Here is a 20,236-nt window from a genome sequence, read left to right on the forward strand (position 1 = left end):
AGGCTTCTCTATTTTCTCGGGACAAACCGCAAGCGGGCATTGCCGTCGAGCGTGACGGTGCGCGCCTCCAGATCGGCGCGCATCGTATCGCCGCGGAACGTGCCCTGGCGCACGGTGCCGGTGGCCGCGCCGGTGGAGCGCAGGCGCCGCGACTTGAGGTCGACGACCGCATTGTCGGTGTCGAGCGTGTAGTTGTTGGGGCCGCGCACCTTGATCGGGCCGTCGACGTTCACCTGCTCGCTGTCCATGTCATAGCGACCGGTCGGCGCGGTGAGCGTCGCAGGACCGTCCGACAGCCGGATCGCCGCCGCCATTCCCGCGATGCGCACGATCGGTTCGGCGGAGCTTTTCTGCACCGCGGAGGCGGCGTCGAGTTCGAACGGCTGCCCCTTGGTATCGGTGCCGCGATAGCGCGCCTCGCGCAGCTTCATGCGTTCCTTGGCGACGTCGACGCGGTTCTTGTCGAGCACGAACGACGCGTCGCCGCCCATCGTCAGCGGCGCCATCACGAGAAACGCGAACAACACGCCGATCGACACCGGCAGCGCGCGGTTGGCGATCGCGATGACGCGATCATGCCGTCCGCCGGGTTGCGCCCAGCGTTGCCGTTCCGACCGGACGCGAAGCGCGACGTCAGACATGCGCGAAGATGTCCACCTCCGGCCAACCCGCCAGATCCAGCTCGGCCCGCGCCGGCAAGAAGTCGAAGCACGCCTGCGCCAGCTCGGTGCGCCCCTCGCGCGCCAGCCGGCGGTCGAGCTCTTCCTTCAGCCGGTGCAGGTAGCGCACGTCCGATGCGGCATAATCGCGCTGTGCCTCGCTCAGCACCGGGCCGCCCCAGTCCGACGATTGCTGCTGCTTCGAGATGTCCTGTCCCAGCAATTCGCGCACCAGCTCCTTCAATCCGTGCCGGTCGGTGTAGGTCCGCACCAGCCGCGACGCGGTCTTGGTGCAATAGACCGGTGCGGCCACGACGCCGAGATAGTGGCGGATCGCCGCGATGTCGAAGCGCCCGAAATGATACAGCTTCAGCCGGGCGGGATCGGCGAGCACCTGCCGCAGCACCGGCGCGGCATAGTCGCTGCCCGGCGAGAAGCGGACGAGGTGCTCGTCGCCGCCGCCATCGGACAATTGCACCAGACACAGACGATCGCGCGGCGTGATGAGCCCCATCGTCTCGGTATCCACCGCGATCGCGGCGCCGGGGGCGAACACGTCGCCGGGCAAGTCTTCTTCATGCAGATATACAGCCATAACCAGCCTGTAACGAGACGGCCCGCCGGGCTCAATCGCTTCGTGTGCGGCACGACTCGCTACGACGGAACGTGGCAGCAATGCGACAGATTCGGGGCGTGACACGGACATTGCTTGAAAAGATGCGCAAAACGATTCGCAGCTTGGCGCAAGATGGTCTACAGGGGGTCCTGAGGCGCAGTAGGTCCTGTGCCCAGGGGAGCCGCGTTCGCCGTCCTGCGCGTGGCCCTGATGAGAGTTATCGGGCGGACCGGGAAGACGAACAGGGTTATGGGTTACGACAAGGGCGGCCGCGGGCAGCGCGGCGGGCGTGGGCGCGACAAGCGCGACGGCTTCGGCGGCGGTGACGATTTCGGCGGCGGCGGTTTCGGTGGCGGTGGCTTCGGCGGCGGCTTTGAAGATCGTGGCGGCGGCTTTGGCGGCGGTCGCGGCTTCGGTGGTGGCGGCGGCTTCGGCGGCGGCGGCGGTGGTGGCTTCCGCGGCGGCGGTGGCGGCGGTTTCGGTGGCGGCGGCGGTGGTCGCGGCTTCGGCGGCGGTGGCGGCATGCCCCCGCAGGTCGTCGGCGAAGGCACCGGCGTGGTCAAGTTCTTCAACGGCCAGAAGGGCTTCGGCTTCATCGTCCGTGATGACGGTGGCGAGGACGTGTTCGTGCACATCTCGGCGGTCGAGCAGGCGGGCCTGTCGGGCCTGGCCGAAGGCCAGCCGCTCGGCTTCACGCTCGTCGATCGCGGTGGCCGCGTCTCGGCGACCGATCTGAAGATCGACGGCGAGCCGATGCCGGTCACCGATCGTGCGCCCCCGCGCGAGGGTGGCTTCGGCGACCGTGGCGATCGTGGTCCGCGCGCCGGCGGCGCCGGTGGGCCGCAGCGTCAGCTGACCGGTGAGAAGGCGACGGGCACCGTCAAGTTCTTCAACGCGATGAAGGGCTTCGGCTTCATTCAGCGCGATGACGGCCAGCCGGATGCGTTCGTGCACATCTCGGCCGTCGAGCGCGCCGGCATGCCGACGCTGAACGAGGGCGACCGCCTGAGCTTCGAGATCGAGGTCGATCGCCGCGGCAAGTATGCGGCCGTGAACCTCGAGTCGGGCAGCTAAGCAAACCGGTTCGTCGTGAACGAACGGCGGCCCGTCCGACATCTGTCGGGCGGGCCGTTGTCGTTTGGAGCGGTCCCTTCTTCGTCGCCCCGGACTTGATCCGGGGCGCAGCTTCCCATCGCGCCGCGAGAAGAAGCGGGATTCTGGGTTAAGCCCGGGATGACGTGGGAAGGGAGGCGGCACGCGGTCATCCCCGCCTCTGTCCCTTCGCCCACCATCCTGCTATTCGCGCGCTCCACATCGCCGCGCGACCGCGGCGCTTGCCCGAACCGCTGGAACCCGCATGACGTCTCCCCGCCGCACCTTCGCGATCATCTCTCACCCCGACGCGGGCAAGACGACCCTGACCGAGAAGTTGCTGTATTTCGGCGGCGCGATCCACCTCGCGGGCGAGGTCAAGGCGCGGGGGCAGAACCGGCGCGCACGGTCGGACTGGATGAAGATCGAGCAGCAGCGCGGCATCTCGGTCACCTCCAGCGTAATGACCTTCGAGAGCGGCGGCGTCACCTTCAACCTGCTCGACACGCCGGGGCACGAGGATTTCAGCGAGGACACCTATCGCACGCTGACCGCGGTCGATTCGGCGATCATGGTCATCGACGCGGCGCGCGGCATCGAGGCGCAGACGCGCAAGTTGTTCGAGGTCTGCCGGCTGCGCTCGGTGCCGATCATCACCTTCGTCAACAAGGTAGACCGCGAGGGGCGGCCGACCTTCGAACTGCTCGACGAGATCGCCGACATGCTGGCGCTCGACGTCTGCCCGATGACGTGGCCGGTCGGGATGGGCGGCACCTTCGAGGGTATCCTCAACCTGTCGACCAACCGGATCGCGCGTCCGGAGGGTGACAGCCGTACGTTCCAGGGCAAGACCGACGATGCGCCGTCGCTTCCCGATGAGGTCGCGGAAGAGATCGAGCTGGCGCAAGCCGGTTACGCCGCCTTCGATGCCGAGGCGTATCGCAACGGCGACCTCACGCCGGTCTATTTCGGTTCCGCGCTCAAGGATTTCGGCCCCGCCGACCTGATCGCGGCGCTCAGCGACTATGCCCCGCCGCCGCGTCCGCAGCCCGCCGAGCCGGCGCCGGTCGCGCCGGAAGAGAAGGAAGTGACCGGCTTCGTCTTCAAGGTGCAGGCCAACATGGACCCGCAGCATCGCGACCGGATCGCGTTCATGCGGCTGTGCTCGGGCACGTTCAAGCGGGGCATGAAGCTGACTCCGACCGGGCACGGCAAGCCGATCGCGGTCCATTCGCCGATCCTGTTCTTCGCACAGAACCGCGAGGTGGCGGACGAGGCCTATCCGGGCGACATCATCGGCATCCCCAACCACGGCACGCTGCGCGTCGGCGACACGCTGAGCGAGAAGGCCGACGTGCGGTTCACCGGGCTGCCCAATTTTGCGCCCGAGATCCTGCGCCGCGTCGCGCTGAAGGACCCGACCAAGACCAAGCAGTTGCGCAAGGCGCTCGACGACATGGCCGAGGAGGGAGTGACGCAGGTCTTCTATCCCGAGATCGGCAGCAACTGGATCATCGGCGTCGTCGGGCAGCTGCAGCTCGACGTGCTGCTCAGCCGGCTCGATGCGGAATATAAGGTCGCCGCCGGGCTGGAGCCGGCACCGTTCGACACCGCGCGCTGGATTTCGGCGGACGATCCCGCCGAATTGAAGAACTTCACCGATCTCAACCGCGCGGCGATGGCCAAGGATCGCGACGGCAACCCCGTGTTCCTCGCCAAGAGCGCGTGGGAGGTCGGCTATGTGCAGGACCGCTACCCGAAGGTGAAGTTCGCCGCGACGCGCGAGCGGTAGAACAGCCCACGACCGTCATCCCCGCGTAGGCGGGGATCCAGATGCGCAGGTTTGTCGACAGAGGCGATACGTCAGAGGTTCTGGATTCCCGCCGCCGCGGGAATGACGGCTTGAGGCTTACCCCCCCAGTCCCCACAGCGCCGCCAGCCCGAGGAAGGTGAAGAACCCCAGCGAATCGGTGCAGGTCGTCACGAACACCGACGAGGCGACCGCCGGATCGACGTCGAACCGGTCGAGCGTCACCGGCACCAGCACCCCCGCCAGCCCGGCGACGATGTTGTTGAGGAACAACGCCAGCCCGAACACGATCGACAGCGCCGGATTGCCGAACCACAGATAGGAGCCCGCGCCGACCAGCAGCCCGAGCCCGAGGCCGTTGCTTCCCGCGATCCGCAGCTCGCGGACGATCATCCGCATGGTATTCGATCCGGTCAGCTGATTCGTCGCCAGCGCGCGGACGACAACGGCGAGCGTCTGCGTCCCCGCATTGCCGCCCATCCCGCTGACGATCCCCATCAATTGCGCGAGCACCGCGAAACGCGCGATCCGCTCGTCGAACAGCCCGACCACCGTCGCGGCGATCATCGCGGTCGGCAGGTTGATGAGCAGCCACGTCAGCCGCGTCCGCACCGTCAGGCGGATCGGCTCGTTGATGTCGCCTTCGCCCGCACCCGACAGCCGCAGCGCGTCCTCGCCGGCTTCCTGCTGGATGATATGGACGACGTCGTCGACCGTGATCATCCCGACCAGCCGCCCGGAGCCGTCGACGACCGCGGCGGAGATCAGCGCATATTTCTGGAAGCGCAGCGCGACCTCTTCCTGGTCCATGTCGACCGGGATCAGCGTCTGCTCGCGTTGCATGACGTCGGCGATCGCGATGCTGCGCGGGGTGCGCAGGATCCAGCTCAGCGAACAGGTCCCGACCGGTTCGTGCGTGGGATCGACGACGAAGATTTCCCAGAAATCCGTGGTCAGCGTCTCATCGGCGCGCAGATAATCGAGCACGTCGCCGACCGTCCAATGCTCGGGCACCGCGACCAGATCGCGCTGCATGAGACGACCGGCGGACTCCTCGGGGTAGGACAAAGCCTCCTCGATCGCGGCACGGTCGTCGGGCTCCATCGCGCGCAGAACCTCGCGCTGGTCCTCCGGCTCCAGGTCCTCGATGATCGCGACCGCGTCGTCGGTGTCGAGTTCGCTCGCGATGTCCGCGACTTGCCGCGCGTCGAGCGCGTCGATCAGCACTTCGCGGACGTAATCGTTCATTTCCGCGAACACGTCGGCGTCGAGCAGGTCGCTGACCGCGGCGGCGAGATCGCGGCGACAATCCTCGGGGGTCAGCTCGAACAGGTCGGCGATATCGGCGGGGTGGAGCGGTTCGACCAGCGCATGCGCCTCGGCGACGTCGCCGGCCTCGACCGCATCGAGCACCGCGCGGACGAAATCGGGCTTCAGCCGGTCGTCCTCGTCGAGACGCTCCTCGCGGTCGTCCTGCTCCTCATAAGCGTCGCGCAGCTCGGTCTCGCTCATCTGCCGGCTCCCTGATTGCGCGTCGACGCCCCGGCACCTAGCGCGGGTGTCGCGCATTTGCCAGCCGGGCGCGGGACCGATAGGGGCGCGCGCATACGGCAAGAAAGGAACTGCCTGTGACCGATACCTATTCCACGCTGACCCTGACGCTGGACGGCGGCGACGTGACGATCCAGCTGCGCCCCGACCTCGCGCCCGAGCATGTCGCGCGTATCGCCGAGCTGGCGAACGAGGGCTTTTACGACGGCGTGCCGTTCCATCGCGTGATCCCGGGCTTCATGGCGCAGGGTGGCGACGGCGGGAATCACAACGGCACCGGTGGCTCGTCGAAGCCGAATCTGAAGCAGGAGTTCAACAAGGAGCCGCACGTGCGCGGCACCTGTTCGATGGCGCGGACGATGGATCCGAACTCGGCGAACTCGCAGTTTTTTATCTGCTTCGACGATGCACGCTTCCTCGACGGTCAGTACACCGTCTGGGGTCAGGTGACCGAGGGCATGGAGCTGATCGACGCGCTGCCCAAGGGCGAGCCGCCGGCGAACCCGGGCAAGATCGTGTCGGCCAAAGCCGCCTGATCCGGTCGCGACTCGCCCTGCGTGGCGGGCGGGTCGCGATCACCAGCCGTCATTCCCGCGCAGGCGAGACCTCTGCGAAAGCGCGGAACCAAACCCTCGCCAGGCCGTGCCCCGGCGGAGGCCGGGGCTCAGTTGGGAAGGTTTTTCAGTTTATTACGAACCTCCCCCGACTGGGCCCCGGCCTTCGCCGGGGTACAGGAAAGGGACTTTCGCAGAGGTCTCGCGAAGGCGGGAATCCAGAACCTCTGACGTAAGCGCCTCTCGCGAAACCTGCGCGTCTGGATTCCCGCCTGCGCGGGAATGACGATCCGGATCAGTTCTCGCGCAGCGTCCGGATCAGCCAGTCGCGGAAGATCTTGACCGGCTTGGTCTGCAGCGCGCGCGGGCGGCACGCGAACCAGTAGCTGTACGGGCTGGTCACATCGATATCGAACAACCGCACTAGTCGCGGGTCGTTGGCGTCCTGGAAGTGGTTCTCGTGCATGAAGGCGACGCCGAGCCCTTGCGCTGCCGCTTCGAGAATCAGCACGCCGGTGTCGAAATAGTCGATCGCGACCGGCTCCATGCCCGGATAGCCTGCCGCTTGGCTCCACGCCGCGAAGGTGTCGGGCATGTCGCGGTGGAGCAATACGCTATGTTCGCGCATCTGCTCGGGGTCGCGCAGCGGCTTCGGACCGTCGAGCAACCCGCGCGCGCCGATCGGATAGACCATGTTGCGGTCGAGCCGCTCCGAATAGAGCATCGGATCGATGTCGCGCGCGACGACGATCACCGCATCCAGTCCCTCGCCGAGGCGCGCAAGCGCATTGCCGCCGGTGTCGATATCGAGGTGCAGTTCGGGATGCGCCGCGCGCAACTCGCCCAATCGCGGAAACAGCCGCTGCGACGCATAGAGCGGCAGCACGCCGAGCCGCAGCCGCAATACGTCATTGCCGCTGGTCATTCCCTCGATCGCGTCAGACATGCCGTCGAGCGCCGGCGCGATCGCCGCCAGCAGCCGCTCGCCATCGGCATTGGGGACCATGGCCTGGTGGCGGCGATCGAACAGCGGCCGCGAGATGAACCGTTCCAGCGTCTGGATGCGACGGCTGAGCGCGGGCGGCGATAGCGCAAGCTCCTGCGCCGCGGCCTTGATCGAGCCGAGTCGCGCGACGGCCACGAAGGCTTCGATCGCAGTAAGGGGCGGGAGCCGGCGCATGGCAGGATCGGCGAATGGTCCAGATTGGCTGTTGCGGCGCATCATGCAACATCCAGCCTGCCGCGCAACCACAATCGCCGCCGCGATTGCATTACTTGCAAGCATACCGCTACCATTTCGCACTTGCGAACAACCATGCGGCGGCGCACATAGGGCGTGCCTTTCAGGCATCCTCTCCTAAAAACTTCAAACGGCCGGCCCCTCGGGGCTGGCCTTTTTTTCGTCCGCTTGCTGCGCCGGGTCGGTTCGCAATACGGAACCGGCGCCCTATCTTCTGCGCTCGGCTGCAAGCCGCGCGAAAGGAACGACATGGCGGATGCCGACGAGACAGTGGTGAAGTTGCAGGTCGCGAACGCGCGGCCGGAAGACAGCGGGCGCGGAGTCGCGCATCTGCCGCGCGCGGTGTTCGCGGCGCTGGGGATCACCGACGGCGACGTCGTCGAGATCGTCGGCAAGAAGACCACCCCGGCACGCGCGATCGGCCCCTATGCCGAGGACGAGGGGCTGGAGCTGGTCCGCATCGACGGGCTCCAGCGCGCCAATGCCGGGGTCGGCTCGGGCGATTTCGTCGAGGTGCGGCGCGCCGAATCGAAGGCCGCGACACGCGTCGTCTTCGCCCCTGCTCAACAGAACCTGCGGTTGCAGGGCTCGACCAACGCGTTGAAGCGCACCTTCTTTGGCCGGCCGCTGTGCGCGGGCGACATCGTCGCGACCGCCGGGCACCAGCGCGTCCAGAACATGCCGCCGGGAATGGAGCGCTATGTCAACGCGCCCGCTTACGCCTTGCAGGAGATCCGGCTGCTCGTCGTCTCGGCGAGCCCGAAGGGCGTCGTCCATATCGACGAGAGCACCGAGATCGAGTTGCGTCCGGAATATGAGGAGCCGCAAGCCGCGCGTCGCGCCGACGTCACCTATGACGATATCGGCGGCATGGGGCAGACGATCGACCAGCTGCGTGAGATGGTCGAGCTTCCGCTGCGCTATCCCGAACTCTTCCAGCGGCTCGGCGTCGATCCGCCCAAGGGCGTGCTGCTCCACGGGCCGCCCGGCACCGGCAAGACGCGGCTGGCGCGCGCGGTGGCCAACGAGTCGGACGCACAATTCTTCCTCATCAACGGCCCCGAGATCATGGGCTCGGCCTATGGCGAATCCGAGCAGCGGCTGCGGCAGGTGTTCGAGGAAGCCAGCAAGTCGGCGCCGTCGATCGTGTTCATCGACGAAATCGACTCGATCGCGCCGAAGCGCGGGCAGGTGTCGGGCGAGGCGGAGAAGCGCCTTGTCGCGCAGCTGCTGACGCTGATGGACGGGCTGGAGGCGCGCGCCAATCTGGTGGTTATTGCGGCCACTAATCGTCCCGAGGCGATCGACGAGGCGCTGCGACGGCCGGGCCGTTTCGACCGCGAGATCATCGTCGGCGTCCCCGACGAGCGCGGGCGACGCGAGATCCTCGGCATCCACACCCGCGGGATGCCGCTGGGCGAGGGCGTCGACCTCGATCAGCTCGCGCGCCAGACCTTCGGCTTCGTCGGCGCCGATGTTGCCGCGCTGACCCGCGAGGCGGCGATCGAGGCGGTGCGGCGGATCATGCCGCGGCTCAACCTCGAGGATCGCACGATCCCCGCCGAGGTGCTGGATACGCTGGCGGTGACGCGCGAGGACTTCACCGAAGCGCTCAAGCGTGTCCAGCCGAGCGCGATGCGCGAGGTGATGGTGCAGGCGCCGACCGTCAAATGGTCGGACGTCGGTGGCCTTGATGACGCGCAGATGCGGCTCAAGGAAGGCGTCGAGCTGCCGCTGAAGGATCCGGATGCATTCCGGCGGCTGGGGATCCGCCCGGCGAAGGGCTTCCTGCTCTACGGGCCGCCGGGGACCGGCAAGACGCTGCTCGCCAAGGCGGTGGCGCGCGAGGCGCAGGCCAACTTCATCGCCACCAAGTCGAGCGACCTGCTCAGCAAATGGTATGGCGAGAGCGAGCAGCAGATCGCGCGGCTGTTTCAGCGCGCGCGGCAGGTCGCGCCAACGGTGATCTTCATCGATGAGCTCGACTCACTGGTGCCGGCGCGCGGCGGCGGGCTGGGCGAGCCGCAGGTGACCGAACGCGTGGTCAACACGATCCTCGCCGAGATGGACGGGCTGGAGGAACTCCAGTCGGTGGTGGTGATCGGCGCGACCAACCGGCCGAACCTGGTCGACCCGGCATTGTTGCGGCCGGGCCGGTTCGATGAACTGGTCTATGTCGGTGTGCCCAATGCCGCCGGGCGGCGGCGGATCCTCGACATTCAGACGCAGAAGATGCCGCTCGCGCCCGATGTCGATCTCGACGCAGTGGCGGCGCGGACGGAGCGCTTTACCGGCGCCGATCTGGAGGATGTCGTGCGCCGCGCGGGGCTGATCGCGCTGCGCGAATCGCTCGACACGCGCGAGGTGCGCCGCGCGCATTTCGAGCGCGCGCTGGAGGAGAGCCGCGCGAGCGTCACGCCCGAGGTGGAGCGCGAGTACGAGCAGATGGCGGCGCGGCTGAAGCAGGAGGCGAACGCGATCCAGCCGATCGGCTTCATCTCACCGGGGCAGCTGACCGCGCGGCCGGGGGGGAAGGAGATTTAGGCTTTTCACCTCGTCGCCCCGGACCTGATCCGGGGCCCCGCTTCTTCTCAGCAGAAGTAAGAAGCGGGATCCCGGATCAAGTCCGGGATGACGTTGGGGGCGGTGAGGCATTCGACGTCACTGCCGCAACATGCGCCACCCGAGCGGCAACATGGCCGCGCACGCGATCGCCGCGGCATCGTACGGCAGCGCGTGCCCGATGCCGTACAACGCGACGCCGATCGATGGCCCCAGCACGAAGCTCGCGCCGCTGATGCTCGTCACCTTGCCCGCTACCGACGCCTGCAACGATGCTCCGACCGCGAGGCTCGACCCGGCGGTGAAGCCCGGCCGCACGAAGCCGAAGCCGAGGCTGGCGAGCGCATAGCCGCTCGCGATCGCGGGCAGGGTGGTGGCATGGCCCGTTGCCCAGCAGCCGGCCACGGCCAGCACGAGCCCGACCAGCATCAACGCGCGCGGGCGCAGGTCGAGCAGCGGAATCATGCCCCATTGCGCGAGCAACGATGCGCCCGCGCCGGTCATCAACACCAGCCCGGTCGCGCCGAGCGCGTCGACCGGCGACACGCCGAGCCGGTCGATGACGAGGAAGCCGATTACCTGCCCGGTCATCGCCTGCGCATGGCCCATCATCAGTCCGACGAACAGCCACCAGCGGATGCGCGGGTCCAGCGCGCCGATCCGGCCCCCGCCCCCGGGCGCGACCGCCGCGGTGACGCTCGCGCCGGAGGATTGCCCGCCGATCGAGGGATAGGCGTTTGCCGCGCCATGGCTCGAGCCGTCCAATCGGTCGTCGGGCAGCCGTCGCCACACCGCGACCAGCATCGCCACGCCGAATAGCGCGAAGACGAATGCCGGTGCGGCCAGCCCGATCGCGACCGATCCGACATGGTCGAGGATGAGATAGGGCGCAAGCGCGGGCCCGAGGATCGTCCCCAGCCCGAAGGCCGAGGCGAGCAGGGTCAGCGCGCGCGTGCGCTCCTCGCGCGTCGTGCTGCCCGCGACCAGCGCCTGCACCGCGGGCGGTGCCGCCGCGCCGGTCGCGCCGTAGATCACCCGCCCGAGGATGAAGAGCACGAACGCCGCGGTGCCGCCGATCCAGCCGTTGATCCCGGCGAGCAGGAACGCGCCGCACAGCACGAGGCTGGTCGCATAGCCGCCCAGCCCGAGCAGGATCATCGCGCGCCGCCCGTGCCGGTGCGAGCGATGCGCCCAGAACGGCGCGGCGAGCACCCAGAACAAGGCCGAGATCGAAAAGGCGAGCGCCACCTCGGCATCGCGCACGCCAAGCGAGCGGCCGAGCGCCGGGAGCACCGATTGTAGCGCGGTGTTGCCCGCGGCGATCGTCAGCATCACCATGAACATCAAGGCGAATGTCGTGTCCCGCGCCTGCTTCACCGCCATCCGCTCCCGACCCGTTCCGTGCTCCCGTCCTATACCAATGTCGATTAGGCGCTTGGGGGCCGCGCGCAACCGGGCTATGGCAACCGCTTCGCCTGCAAGGCGTTCGTCATGCCGATGACGCGTAAACGTCATCACACCAGGTTCGGGAGCCGTTTTTTCCACATGACCAGTTCCACCGACGCCGTGCGGCGCGATCGCAGCAAAGCCGCCGGCGTGCCCGGACCATGGCAGATGTTTTTCACCGGCTTCCTCAAGCATCCGGTGATGGTCGGGTCGATCATTCCGTCGTCGGACCGGCTGATCGCCAAGATGCTCGGCCCGGTCGACTGGGCCAATTGCAAGCTGTTCGTCGAATATGGTCCGGGCGTCGGCACCTTCTGTCGCCCGATCCTCGAACGGATGGCACCCGATGCGATGCTGATCGCGATCGACACCAACGCAGACTTCATCCGCTATCTCGACCACACGATTACCGATTCGCGGTTCGTCGCGGTGCACGGTTCGGCGGCGGATGTGGAGCGGATCGTCGCGGAACACGGGCATGAGGCGGCCGATTACGTGCTGTCGGGGCTGCCGTTTTCGACGCTTCCCGATGGCGTCGGCCCGGCGATCGCCGCCGCGACGCAGCGCGTGCTGCGCACCGGCGGCGCGTTCCTCGTCTATCAGTTCAGCCCCAAGGTCCGCGACTTCATCGCGCCACACTTCCAGCGCATCGATCACGACATGGAATGGTGGAACGTGCCCCCGGCGCAGCTCTATTGGGGCTGGAAGGACTAGCGACGGCGGCGCGGCGCGGGTTCGTCCCCCGATTATGGATGAACCAACCGCTCAATACAGCCCCGGCGTTTCGCGCTGCGCGATGGTCGGGGATACCGCCACCAACGGGCGCTGGGATGGCGCGAACAGTCCGGTGATGCGCGCGGCCGAGGCACTGGCACCGATCGCCGTGCAGCCGCGTCCCGCCAGCCAGTCGAGCGCGGTCCGCACCGACGTCTCGCTCGCATCGCCCAGTTGATGGTTGTAATCGTCGGTCGCCTGGCAGCTCGCCTCGACCTTGGTTGCCAGTCCGTCGTAATAATCCCCCTGCCGCGCTGCGTTCTGGAGCGCGAACGCGATCACGCGCAACCGGTCGTCGCTGCACGACGGATTGTCGAGCGGGATCTGCCCGACCGGTTTGCCATAGGTGTTGCTGCCGACCAGCGCGAGGTCTCCGTGAAGGTAGGGGATCAGCGCGTTGATGACATATTCGCTCGCCGAGGCGGTCTGCCCCGTACCGATGAACGCCACCCGGGTCGGCGCGATCGCGTTCATCTCGCGTGCGAAGCGGCGAACCTGGTTCTGTGTCGATTTGGAGGTGCGGAAGGTGGTATAAGCCTGCACGTCGCTGGTCGAACGGTTGGCGCCGAGCAGGTCGGTGAACGTCTCCGCAGTATCGAGCAATCCGCCGCCATTGTAGCGCAGGTCGACGATCACCTGCGTCACCCCCTGCGCGCGGAACGCGCCGAAGGCGCTGCGCAACTGATCGTCCGCGGTCGAGATGAAGGTGCGCAGGTTGATGTAGCCCACCTTGCGTCCGTTATCGTCGAGCACCTTGCTGCCGTACCGCGACGACACCGGGGTCAGGGTATAATCGGCGCTGGTGACCGGGACGTCGCGGGTCCCGCTCGCATCGGTGATCCGCAGCACGCGGACGGTGCCCGGCGTCGACGTATCGAAGGCGGCGTCGAGCGCGGTTTCACCACCGCTCGCCAGAATGTCGCTGATCAGTCGGACCGTCGCCGCGGTCGGCCCGATGCCGACGATTTGCGCGCCACGGTCGATCCCGGCGGTCAGCGCGGGTGCGCCCTCATAGGCTTCGGTTACGAACAGCCGGTTGTTCGAATCCCGCGCCAGCCGGACCCCGATCCCGGCGGTCCCGCCCGAGCTGTAATAGGCGTTTTCGGCCTTGAGCGAGGTCAGATAGGTAAAATAGCGATCCTTGCGCTGCGCGCGCGCGGTCGCGGTCAGCGCGTCGAGAAAGCTGTCGACATCCGAATAGCGAGCCGGATCGATGTTCGTCGGCAAGGTATCGGGGAACAGATACCATTCGTTCATCGCCGCCAGCACCCAGTTCTGCCGTGCGCGCAACGCGCAGCCGGTCGCGGTGGTGGTGCCCGCGACGCTGCCGCCGCCGCCGCCACCTGCGCTGCTGCCGACGCTCGTGCCGCCGCCGCCATCACCGCACGACGCCAGCAACGCCAGCCCCGCCACCAGCCCGATCGACCGCCGCTTACGCATCACCCATGTCCTCACGACTCGCCTGCCAGCGCTAGCATAGCGACGATGATGCAGCCGCAGGCTGTGAAAAATGTTAAGCCGGGACGTTGTCCGTCTGGAGGAGCTGCCCCGTGATTCGTCGTGTTCTGATCCCCGCCGCCCTTGCCCTATCGCTCGCCGCGTGCGGATCGGCGCCCGACGCGGGTAACAGCGTGGCCGCCACGACGAACGACAGCAGCGATTATCTCGCGAAGATCGGCCAGTTGAACGAGAAGGAGCGCAATGGCGTCCTCTTTCGCGCGATCAGCGACGCGGGCCGTGGCTGTCAGGGCGTGACGCGCTCGGTGGCCGGACCGGCGATGCAGGGCAACCCGAGCTGGATCGCTACCTGCGACGACGGGACGCCATGGGTGGTGTCGATCAACGACAAGGGCGTCGCGACCGTGAGCGCGGTGGCGGCGAGCACGCCCAAGGCTGGCTGACGCACGTGCCGCGCAACGCGATTGCTCCGCGTCGCGCGGCATCGTACCGCTGGCGCATGTCACGCTGGCTGCTCCTCCCGCTCATCGCTCTTGCCGGTCCGGCGGGAGCGGCTCCGCCTCAGGCCGCGTCGGCGGTCATGGCGCGCCAGCCGGTGCTGGTCGCGCCTGTCGTCGTTCGTCGCCTGCCGCACGACCGCGCCGCCTTCACGGAGGGTCTGGTATGGCACGGCGGCGCGCTGATCGAGAGTGTCGGGCTGGAGGGACGCTCCGACGTGCGGCGCGTCGATCCGGCGACCGGCAAGGTGACGTTGCGGCGCACGATCCCGGCGGCGCAATTCGGTGAGGGGCTGACGCTGTGGAAGGGCGAGGCGATCAGCCTGACGTGGCATGACGGCATCGCGCATCGCTGGAGCGCCGCGACGCTCAAGCCGCTGGGGACGATGCGTTATAGCGGCGAGGGCTGGGGACTGACCGCCGACGCGACCTCGCTGATCCGCTCGGACGGCAGCGCGACGCTGACCTTCCACGATCCGGCGACGATGAAGGTGCGGCGCACCGTCACGGTCACCTTCGCGGGACGCGCGCTCGACCAGATCAACGAGCTGGAGGTGGTCGACGGGCAGATCCTCGCCAACGTCTGGCACCAGCCCTTCATCGTCGCGATCGACCCGCGCAGCGGCGTGGTGACGCGGGTGATCGACCTGCGCGCGATCGTCGCCGAGGTGGGGGCGCGCGATCCCGAAGCCGTCGCGAACGGTATCGCCTGGGACGCGAAGGCGCGGCGCCTGTTCGTTACCGGCAAGCGCTGGCCGACGATGTTCGAGATCCGGTTGCCGAAATAACGGTTCCGCCGAAACCCAATTCGATCGTCGCCCCGGACTTGATCGGGGCACCGCTCTCTTTGCGAGCGATCGAATTGGAAGCGGGGTCCCGGATCACGTCCGGGACGACGCGTGGGAGACACAAGGGGTCTTTCCGGATCGCGCCGGGTCGATCACCGTATCAGCAATTCCCCGACATAGACCACCGCATCCGCGGCAAGCTGTGCGCCAAGTACCGCGGCGGTGAACATCGCCGCCAGCCCGGCGGCGACCATGCCGTGATGGCCGGCGTTCCTGATCCTCAACATGACCCATCCTCTCCTTCTCGGAGCCGGGGTCTCGTTGGTACGGGATCGCCCGACGCCGGATACTTATATAGCGCGTCCGTCGCCGTACGTCATCTTGCAGCGCAGCACGCAAAAAAGGGCCCGGTCGCGTTACCGCGCCGGGCCTTCAGGTGTCGTCCGCAGGAGGAACATCGGTGGCGGGGCGGCGACCGTCGCCGCCCCGCGAACTCGTCAGTAATTGTAGGCGCGTTCGCCATGCTCGTTGATGTCGAGACCCTCGACCTCGACCTCGAGCGAGGGACGCAGCCCCATCGTCGCCTTGATGCCGTAGAACAGCACCGCCGAGACGCCGCCCGACAGCACCAGCGTCAGCACGACTGCCTTGATCTGCGTGATGACCTGCGCGGCCATGTCATACTTGCCGGCGACCGACGGGAAGCTGGTGTAGTCGATGAAGCCCTGACCGCCGAGCGACGGGTCGGCGACGATCCCGGTCGCGATCGCGCCGATGATCCCGCCGACGCAGTGCACGCCGAACACGTCGAGCGTATCGTCATAGCCGAGCTTGTTCTTCACCGTGGTGACGAAGAAGAAGCACACCGCGCTGGCGACGAAGCCGAGGATGATCGAGGTCATCGGTGCGGCGAAGCCCGCGGCCGGAGTGATCGCGACGAGGCCGGCGACCGCCCCCGACACGCCGCCCAGCAGCGACGGCTTCTTGTGGACGATTTGCTCGATCACCGCCCAGGCGACCGCCGCGGCGGCGGTGGCGACGAAGGTGTTGACGAACGCCAGCGCCGCGCCGCCATTGGCTTCGAGGTTGGAGCCGGCGTTGAACCCGAACCAGCCGACCCACAGCAGCGAGGCGCCGATCATCGTCATGGTCAGCGAGTGCGGCGGCATCGGCTCCGACTTGTAGCCATGACGCTTGCCGATGATGAGGCAGCCGACCAGCCCTGCGATGCCGGCGTTGATGTGCACCACCGTGCCGCCCGCGAAGTCAAGCGCGCCCCAGCCGTACAGCAGCCCGGCGTCGGTCGGCGCGTCGGCGAGGAAGTCCGGACCCGCCCAGTACCAGACCATGTGCGCCATCGGGAAATAGACGATCGTCAGCCACAGGACGACGAACACCAGCAGCGGGGTGAACTTCACCCGCTCGGCGAACGCGCCGACGATCAGCGCGGGCGTGATGCACGCGAAGGTCATCTGGAAGGCGATGAACGCATATTCGGGCACGTAGACGTTGTTCGAGAAGGTCGCCGCGACCGAGGTCGGCCCGACGCCGGCGAGGAACGCCTTCGACAGCCCGCCGACGAACGCGTTACCGCCGGTGAAGGCGAGGCTGTATCCCCAGCACACCCACACGAGGCTGGCGACCGAAACGATCATGAACACCTGCATCAGCACGCTGAGCATGTTCTTGGTGCGCACCAGCCCGCCGTAGAACAGCGCAAGGCCGGGGATCGACATCATCAGCACCAGCGCCGCCGAGATCAGCAGCCACGAGGTGTCACCCTTGTTGATCATCGCGACGGCGGCTTCGGCACCGGGCGCGCGGACCGGGCCGGCAGCGCCCTGCGCCCACGCCGGCGCCGTGGTGAGCAACGTGGCGGCCAGTGCCCCCGCGCCGCCCGCAATCTTTCTGGAAAGCGTCATCGGTCCCCCCATCACAATGCCGTGTCGTCGGTTTCGCCGGTGCGGATCCGCACCGCCTGTCCGACATCGAGCACGAAGATCTTGCCGTCACCGATCGCGCCGGTGTTGGCGGCGGCCTGGATCGCCTCGACCACGCGGTCGGCGATGTCGCTGGCGCATACGACCTCGATCTTGATCTTGGGCACCATGTTGGTGCTGTATTCGGCGCCGCGGTAGATTTCGGTCTGGCCCTTCTGGCGACCGAACCCCTTCACCTCCGACACCGTCATCCCGGCCACGCCGACGGTGGTGAGCGCTTCGCGCACCTCGTCGAGCTTGAACGGTTTGATGATGGCTATGACCAGCTTCATCACGCCCCCTTTGCGTTTGTCCCGTGCGGAAGCTTCGCAAGCAGCGTGCCAAATGCACGCACAGGGAGGCGGCTGGGGAGGAGGCGTTAAGCTGTGTTAATAATTGTGCAGCGCGTCACCGCTGCCTGATTTTCAGGCAGATCCGGCGATCGCTTGTGCAGCCGCCAAGTCATCCTCGTCGACCATGACGCGCACCGGGATCAGCAGCCAGCTTCCGTCGGCGATGCTCGCCCCGCTATCGAAGGCGAGCGCGGTGATGCCTTCGGACTCGAGCCGCGCCACGAGGATGTTGGCGAGGTTGCCGTCGTAGCGACCGAGTTCGACGAGCGCCATCAGGCGGGCACGCGGGTGGGGCTGCGGACCGGCAGGCCGTCGATGCTGTGCGTACGGACGGCATATTTGCCGAAGCGCGTCGCATCGTCGGTGCTCGAGTGATATTTGTTGAGCGTGTCACGCTCGCGCTCGAACGCCATGTGCGGGACGCCCCAGCCGCATGACGTCTGCACCTCGTCGACCGCGATGACGAAGATCTGTCGCGTGCCGGGCAGCAGCGTGAAATGCGCTGCCAGCGTCGACCATTCGTCATCCTGCGGCAGCACCGGGCGGCCATGACCGTAAATGCGGAAGATCAGCGCGGGATTGTCGAAGGCGCAGAACATGATCGTGATCCGCCCGTCGGCGAGCAGATGCGCGTTGGTTTCGTTACCCGAACCCGCGACATCCAGATAGGCGACGGTCGTGTCGTCGAGGATGCGAAAGCTGTCCATCCCCTTGGGGCTGAGATTGACGCGTGCGTCTGCCGCAGCGGTGGCGACGAAGAACACCGGCTGCTTCGCGACGAACGCGCGATGCTCGGCGGTGAGGGCGGGGAAGAACTTGGCCATCGGACGGCTCCGCGTTGACGCGCATGGATGGTGCGCATAGCTTGTGAGCATGAAACACGATCCGATCGCGTCCGGCAAGCGGAAGTCCGTCAATCTGTCGCTCGACACCGGCGTGGTGGCGTTCGCGCGCGCGCACGGCTTGAACCTGTCGCAGATCAGCGAGGCAGCGTTGAAGAGTGCAGCAAGTGCCGAGCGAAACCGACGCTGGGCGGAAGAAAACCGCGACTGGATCGAAGCGAACAACAAATGGGTGGAGGAAAACGGCCTACCGCTCGAAAAATACCGGCTGTTTTGAATGGCCAAGTTCGATGTCTACCCGTCACCCGAGGGCGGCTATTGGCTCGACTGTCAATCCGATACGCTCTCGATGCTCAACAGCCGCTTCGTGGTGCCGCTGGCGGATCGGGAGCATGATCTTGCGTTCGCCGACCGTCGGCTGAACCCCGAGTTCGAGATTGCCGGGGAGAAAGTGGTCATGCTGACTCATTTTGCGGCAGCGATACCGGCAAGCCTGCTGCGATCACCGATCGCCTCGCTGATCGACCAGGAATATGCGGTCGGCATCGCGCTCGATATGTTGATCTCGGGATTCTAGGCCGTCCCGCCCACCGTCAGCCCGTCGATCAGCAGCGACGGCTGCCCGACCCCCGCGGGCACGCTCTGCCCGCCCTTGCCGCACACGCCGATCCCCTGGTCGAGCGCGAAGTCGTGGCCGACGCCCAGCACCTTGGTCAGCACGCTCGGCCCGTCGCCGATCAGCGTCGCGCCCTTGATCGGCGCACCGAGCCTGCCGTCCTCGATCCGGTACGCCTCGGTGCACGAGAAGGTGAACTTGCCCGAGACGATATCGACCTGACCGCCACCGAACGACTTGGCGAAGATGCCCTTCTTCACGCGGCTCAGCAGCTCGGCGGGATCGTCGCGGCCGGCCTTCATGAACGTGTTGGTCATCCGCGGCATCGGCGCGTGCGCGAAACTCTCGCGCCGCCCGTTGCCCGTCGGCGCGACCCCCATCAGCCGCGCGTTTAGCCGGTCCTGCATATAGCCCTTGAGGATGCCGTCCTCGATCAGGATCGTCTCGGAGGTCGGCGTGCCCTCGTCGTCGATCGTCAGCGAGCCGCGCCGGTCGGCGATGCTGCCGTCATCGACGATCGTCACGCCGGGTGCCGCGACGCGCTCGCCGATCCGCCCGGAGAAGGCCGACGTCCCCTTGCGGTTGAAATCGCCTTCCAGCCCGTGGCCGATTGCCTCGTGGAGCAGCACGCCGGGCCAACCATTTCCCAGCAGCACCGTCATCTCGCCGGCCGGCGCATCGACCGCCTCGAGGTTGACCAGCGCCTGCGCCAGCGCCTCGTCGATCGCGCGGTTCCACATGTCGGGCGCCATGACGCGGTCGTAGAGGTAACGTCCGCCGACCCCGAACGACCCGGTCTCGCGCCGCCCGTTCGCCTCGGCGACGATCGAGACGTTGAGCCGCACCAGCGGGCGGACGTCGGTGGCGACGAAGCCGTCGGCGCGGACGATCTCGACCACGCTCCAGGTCCCCGACAGCCCGACCGATACCTGTGCCACACGCGGATCGCGCGCGCGGGCGGCGGCGTCGATCGTCTGGCACAGGTTCACCTTGTCCGCGAACGGCACCAAATCGAGCGGATCGGCATCCGTATAAAGGCGGTGGTTGGTGCGCGCCGGCGCGGCCGCCTTCGCGGCGGTGGAGGGGTCGATCAGCGCCATCGTCTCGCCCGCGCGACGGATCGCGGCCTCGCTCAGCTCATTGGCGTGCGCGAAGGCGGTCATCTCGCCCGACACCGCGCGCAGGCCGAAGCCGGCAGTGGTGTCGTAGCTGGCGGTCTTCAGCCGCCCGTCGTCGAACCCGAACGCCTCCGCCTTGCGATATTGCAGGAACAGCTCGCCGTCATCGGCGCGTGCCAGCACATCGGAGGTAACGCGCTGTGCGGTCGCGGGATCGAGCGTGTCGCGGTACAGGAAGGAGCGGGGATCGGTCATCGCGCCAAGATAGGCGCAGCTAGCCC

At 67.4% G+C, this 20,236-nt stretch carries 21 protein-coding genes; 9 read left to right on the top strand and 12 right to left on the bottom strand.

Annotated features, from left to right (window positions below):
* Positions 1–8: 8 nt before the first annotated feature.
* A complete protein-coding gene (gene lptC / locus PGN12_03450; GenBank protein MEH3102939.1) occupies positions 9–641 on the bottom strand; it encodes an LPS export ABC transporter periplasmic protein LptC in 633 nt (210 codons plus the stop codon).
* Positions 634–1,254 (bottom strand): ribonuclease D, encoded by a 621-nt coding sequence (locus PGN12_03455; protein ID MEH3102940.1) that lies wholly within the window; start codon positions 1,252–1,254, stop codon positions 634–636. Before PGN12_03455 ends, lptC begins: the two co-directional genes overlap by 8 nt.
* Before the next feature lie 270 nt (positions 1,255–1,524).
* Between PGN12_03455 and PGN12_03460 the strand changes: the two genes are divergently transcribed.
* Together PGN12_03460 and PGN12_03465 are read left to right on the top strand one after the other, a co-directional pair.
* Positions 1,525–2,349 carry a cold-shock protein gene (locus PGN12_03460; GenBank protein ID MEH3102941.1) on the top strand — a complete coding sequence of 275 codons (825 nt, stop codon included), beginning with the start codon at positions 1,525–1,527 and terminating at the stop codon, positions 2,347–2,349.
* A gap of 283 nt (positions 2,350–2,632) precedes the next feature.
* Positions 2,633–4,159, top strand: a complete 1,527-nt coding sequence (locus PGN12_03465; protein ID MEH3102942.1) for a peptide chain release factor 3 — start codon at positions 2,633–2,635, stop codon at positions 4,157–4,159.
* A gap of 117 nt (positions 4,160–4,276) precedes the next feature.
* Here the strand turns inward: PGN12_03465 and mgtE are convergent, their stop codons facing one another.
* On the bottom strand, positions 4,277–5,689 hold the full coding sequence (gene mgtE, locus PGN12_03470) for a magnesium transporter (protein ID MEH3102943.1): 1,413 nt from the start codon (positions 5,687–5,689) through the stop codon (positions 4,277–4,279).
* Between the two features lie 116 nt (positions 5,690–5,805).
* Between mgtE and PGN12_03475 the strand changes: the two genes are divergently transcribed.
* A complete protein-coding gene (locus PGN12_03475) occupies positions 5,806–6,264 on the top strand; it encodes a peptidylprolyl isomerase (GenBank protein MEH3102944.1) in 459 nt (152 codons plus the stop codon).
* Positions 6,265–6,577: 313 nt separating this feature from the next.
* Here the strand turns inward: PGN12_03475 and PGN12_03480 are convergent, their stop codons facing one another.
* Entirely contained in the window at positions 6,578–7,462 is an 885-nt protein-coding gene (locus PGN12_03480) for a LysR substrate-binding domain-containing protein (protein MEH3102945.1), read from the bottom strand.
* A gap of 309 nt (positions 7,463–7,771) precedes the next feature.
* Here PGN12_03480 and PGN12_03485 point away from each other — a divergent pair, with 309 nt between their 5' ends.
* Positions 7,772–10,066: a CDC48 family AAA ATPase gene (locus PGN12_03485; protein ID MEH3102946.1), complete on the top strand. Its 2,295-nt coding sequence runs from the start codon at positions 7,772–7,774 to the stop codon at positions 10,064–10,066.
* 117 nt (positions 10,067–10,183) lie between these two features.
* Here PGN12_03485 and PGN12_03490 read toward each other — a convergent pair whose 3' ends face one another.
* Positions 10,184–11,467: an MFS transporter gene (locus tag PGN12_03490; GenBank protein ID MEH3102947.1), complete on the bottom strand. Its 1,284-nt coding sequence runs from the start codon at positions 11,465–11,467 to the stop codon at positions 10,184–10,186.
* Positions 11,468–11,629: 162 nt separating this feature from the next.
* Between PGN12_03490 and PGN12_03495 the strand changes: the two genes are divergently transcribed.
* A complete protein-coding gene (locus tag PGN12_03495) occupies positions 11,630–12,244 on the top strand; it encodes a methyltransferase domain-containing protein (protein MEH3102948.1) in 615 nt (204 codons plus the stop codon).
* Between the two features lie 51 nt (positions 12,245–12,295).
* On the opposite strand, the gene PGN12_03500 is transcribed toward PGN12_03495, so the two are convergent.
* Positions 12,296–13,744, bottom strand: a complete 1,449-nt coding sequence (locus PGN12_03500; GenBank protein ID MEH3102949.1) for a S41 family peptidase — start codon at positions 13,742–13,744, stop codon at positions 12,296–12,298.
* Positions 13,745–13,854: 110 nt separating this feature from the next.
* On the opposite strand from PGN12_03500, the gene PGN12_03505 reads away from it, so the two are divergent.
* A complete protein-coding gene (locus PGN12_03505) occupies positions 13,855–14,205 on the top strand; it encodes a hypothetical protein (protein MEH3102950.1) in 351 nt (116 codons plus the stop codon).
* 137 nt (positions 14,206–14,342) lie between these two features.
* Entirely contained in the window at positions 14,343–15,047 is a 705-nt protein-coding gene (locus PGN12_03510) for a glutaminyl-peptide cyclotransferase (protein ID MEH3102951.1), read from the top strand.
* Positions 15,048–15,199: 152 nt separating this feature from the next.
* On the opposite strand, the gene PGN12_03515 is transcribed toward PGN12_03510, so the two are convergent.
* The 5 genes from PGN12_03515 to PGN12_03535 all read right to left on the bottom strand — a co-directional run bounded on the left by PGN12_03515 (position 15,200) and on the right by PGN12_03535 (position 18,203).
* Positions 15,200–15,334, bottom strand: coding sequence for a hypothetical protein (locus PGN12_03515; protein ID MEH3102952.1), 135 nt, complete (start codon positions 15,332–15,334; stop codon positions 15,200–15,202).
* Between the two features lie 210 nt (positions 15,335–15,544).
* Positions 15,545–16,969 carry an ammonium transporter gene (locus PGN12_03520; GenBank protein MEH3102953.1) on the bottom strand — a complete coding sequence of 475 codons (1,425 nt, stop codon included), beginning with the start codon at positions 16,967–16,969 and terminating at the stop codon, positions 15,545–15,547.
* A gap of 11 nt (positions 16,970–16,980) precedes the next feature.
* Positions 16,981–17,319: a P-II family nitrogen regulator gene (locus tag PGN12_03525; GenBank protein MEH3102954.1), complete on the bottom strand. Its 339-nt coding sequence runs from the start codon at positions 17,317–17,319 to the stop codon at positions 16,981–16,983.
* 132 nt (positions 17,320–17,451) lie between these two features.
* Positions 17,452–17,652 carry a DUF2007 domain-containing protein gene (locus tag PGN12_03530; protein ID MEH3102955.1) on the bottom strand — a complete coding sequence of 67 codons (201 nt, stop codon included), beginning with the start codon at positions 17,650–17,652 and terminating at the stop codon, positions 17,452–17,454.
* Complete coding sequence (locus PGN12_03535) at positions 17,652–18,203, bottom strand: pyridoxamine 5'-phosphate oxidase family protein (protein MEH3102956.1); 552 nt, start codon at positions 18,201–18,203, stop codon at positions 17,652–17,654. The genes PGN12_03530 and PGN12_03535 overlap by 1 nt, the downstream gene beginning before the upstream one ends.
* Positions 18,204–18,252: 49 nt before the next feature.
* Here PGN12_03535 and PGN12_03540 point away from each other — a divergent pair, with 49 nt between their 5' ends.
* On the top strand, positions 18,253–18,498 hold the full coding sequence (locus PGN12_03540; protein ID MEH3102957.1) for a type II toxin-antitoxin system CcdA family antitoxin: 246 nt from the start codon (positions 18,253–18,255) through the stop codon (positions 18,496–18,498).
* The gene (locus PGN12_03545; GenBank protein ID MEH3102958.1) at positions 18,499–18,798 is read left to right on the top strand and encodes a CcdB family protein; all 300 of its coding nucleotides are present in this window, start codon (positions 18,499–18,501) and stop codon (positions 18,796–18,798) included.
* Here the strand turns inward: PGN12_03545 and tldD are convergent.
* Positions 18,795–20,210 (bottom strand): metalloprotease TldD, encoded by a 1,416-nt coding sequence (gene tldD, locus PGN12_03550; GenBank protein MEH3102959.1) that lies wholly within the window; start codon positions 20,208–20,210, stop codon positions 18,795–18,797. The two genes, PGN12_03545 and tldD, sit on opposite strands and share 4 nt — an antisense overlap.
* Between the last annotated feature and the right edge of the window lie 26 nt (positions 20,211–20,236).

The organism is Sphingomonas phyllosphaerae, from assembly GCA_036946405.1.
GTDB lineage: Bacteria > Pseudomonadota > Alphaproteobacteria > Sphingomonadales > Sphingomonadaceae > Sphingomonas > Sphingomonas phyllosphaerae_D.

Coding starts and splice junctions, on each gene's coding strand:
- lptC (MEH3102939.1), bottom strand. CDS start 641: ATGTCTGACGTCGCGCTTCGCGTCCGGTCGGAACGGCAACGCTGGGCG.
- PGN12_03455 (MEH3102940.1), bottom strand. CDS start 1,254: ATGGCTGTATATCTGCATGAAGAAGACTTGCCCGGCGACGTGTTCGCC.
- PGN12_03460 (MEH3102941.1), top strand. CDS start 1,525: ATGGGTTACGACAAGGGCGGCCGCGGGCAGCGCGGCGGGCGTGGGCGC.
- PGN12_03465 (MEH3102942.1), top strand. CDS start 2,633: ATGACGTCTCCCCGCCGCACCTTCGCGATCATCTCTCACCCCGACGCG.
- mgtE (MEH3102943.1), bottom strand. CDS start 5,689: ATGAGCGAGACCGAGCTGCGCGACGCTTATGAGGAGCAGGACGACCGC.
- PGN12_03480 (MEH3102945.1), bottom strand. CDS start 7,462: ATGCGCCGGCTCCCGCCCCTTACTGCGATCGAAGCCTTCGTGGCCGTC.
- PGN12_03485 (MEH3102946.1), top strand. CDS start 7,772: ATGGCGGATGCCGACGAGACAGTGGTGAAGTTGCAGGTCGCGAACGCG.
- PGN12_03490 (MEH3102947.1), bottom strand. CDS start 11,467: ATGGCGGTGAAGCAGGCGCGGGACACGACATTCGCCTTGATGTTCATG.
- PGN12_03495 (MEH3102948.1), top strand. CDS start 11,630: ATGACCAGTTCCACCGACGCCGTGCGGCGCGATCGCAGCAAAGCCGCC.
- PGN12_03500 (MEH3102949.1), bottom strand. CDS start 13,744: ATGCGTAAGCGGCGGTCGATCGGGCTGGTGGCGGGGCTGGCGTTGCTG.
- PGN12_03510 (MEH3102951.1), top strand. CDS start 14,343: ATGGCGCGCCAGCCGGTGCTGGTCGCGCCTGTCGTCGTTCGTCGCCTG.
- PGN12_03515 (MEH3102952.1), bottom strand. CDS start 15,334: ATGTTGAGGATCAGGAACGCCGGCCATCACGGCATGGTCGCCGCCGGG.
- PGN12_03520 (MEH3102953.1), bottom strand. CDS start 16,969: ATGACGCTTTCCAGAAAGATTGCGGGCGGCGCGGGGGCACTGGCCGCC.
- PGN12_03525 (MEH3102954.1), bottom strand. CDS start 17,319: ATGAAGCTGGTCATAGCCATCATCAAACCGTTCAAGCTCGACGAGGTG.
- PGN12_03530 (MEH3102955.1), bottom strand. CDS start 17,652: ATGGCGCTCGTCGAACTCGGTCGCTACGACGGCAACCTCGCCAACATC.
- PGN12_03535 (MEH3102956.1), bottom strand. CDS start 18,203: ATGGCCAAGTTCTTCCCCGCCCTCACCGCCGAGCATCGCGCGTTCGTC.
- PGN12_03540 (MEH3102957.1), top strand. CDS start 18,253: ATGAAACACGATCCGATCGCGTCCGGCAAGCGGAAGTCCGTCAATCTG.
- PGN12_03545 (MEH3102958.1), top strand. CDS start 18,499: ATGGCCAAGTTCGATGTCTACCCGTCACCCGAGGGCGGCTATTGGCTC.
- tldD (MEH3102959.1), bottom strand. CDS start 20,210: ATGACCGATCCCCGCTCCTTCCTGTACCGCGACACGCTCGATCCCGCG.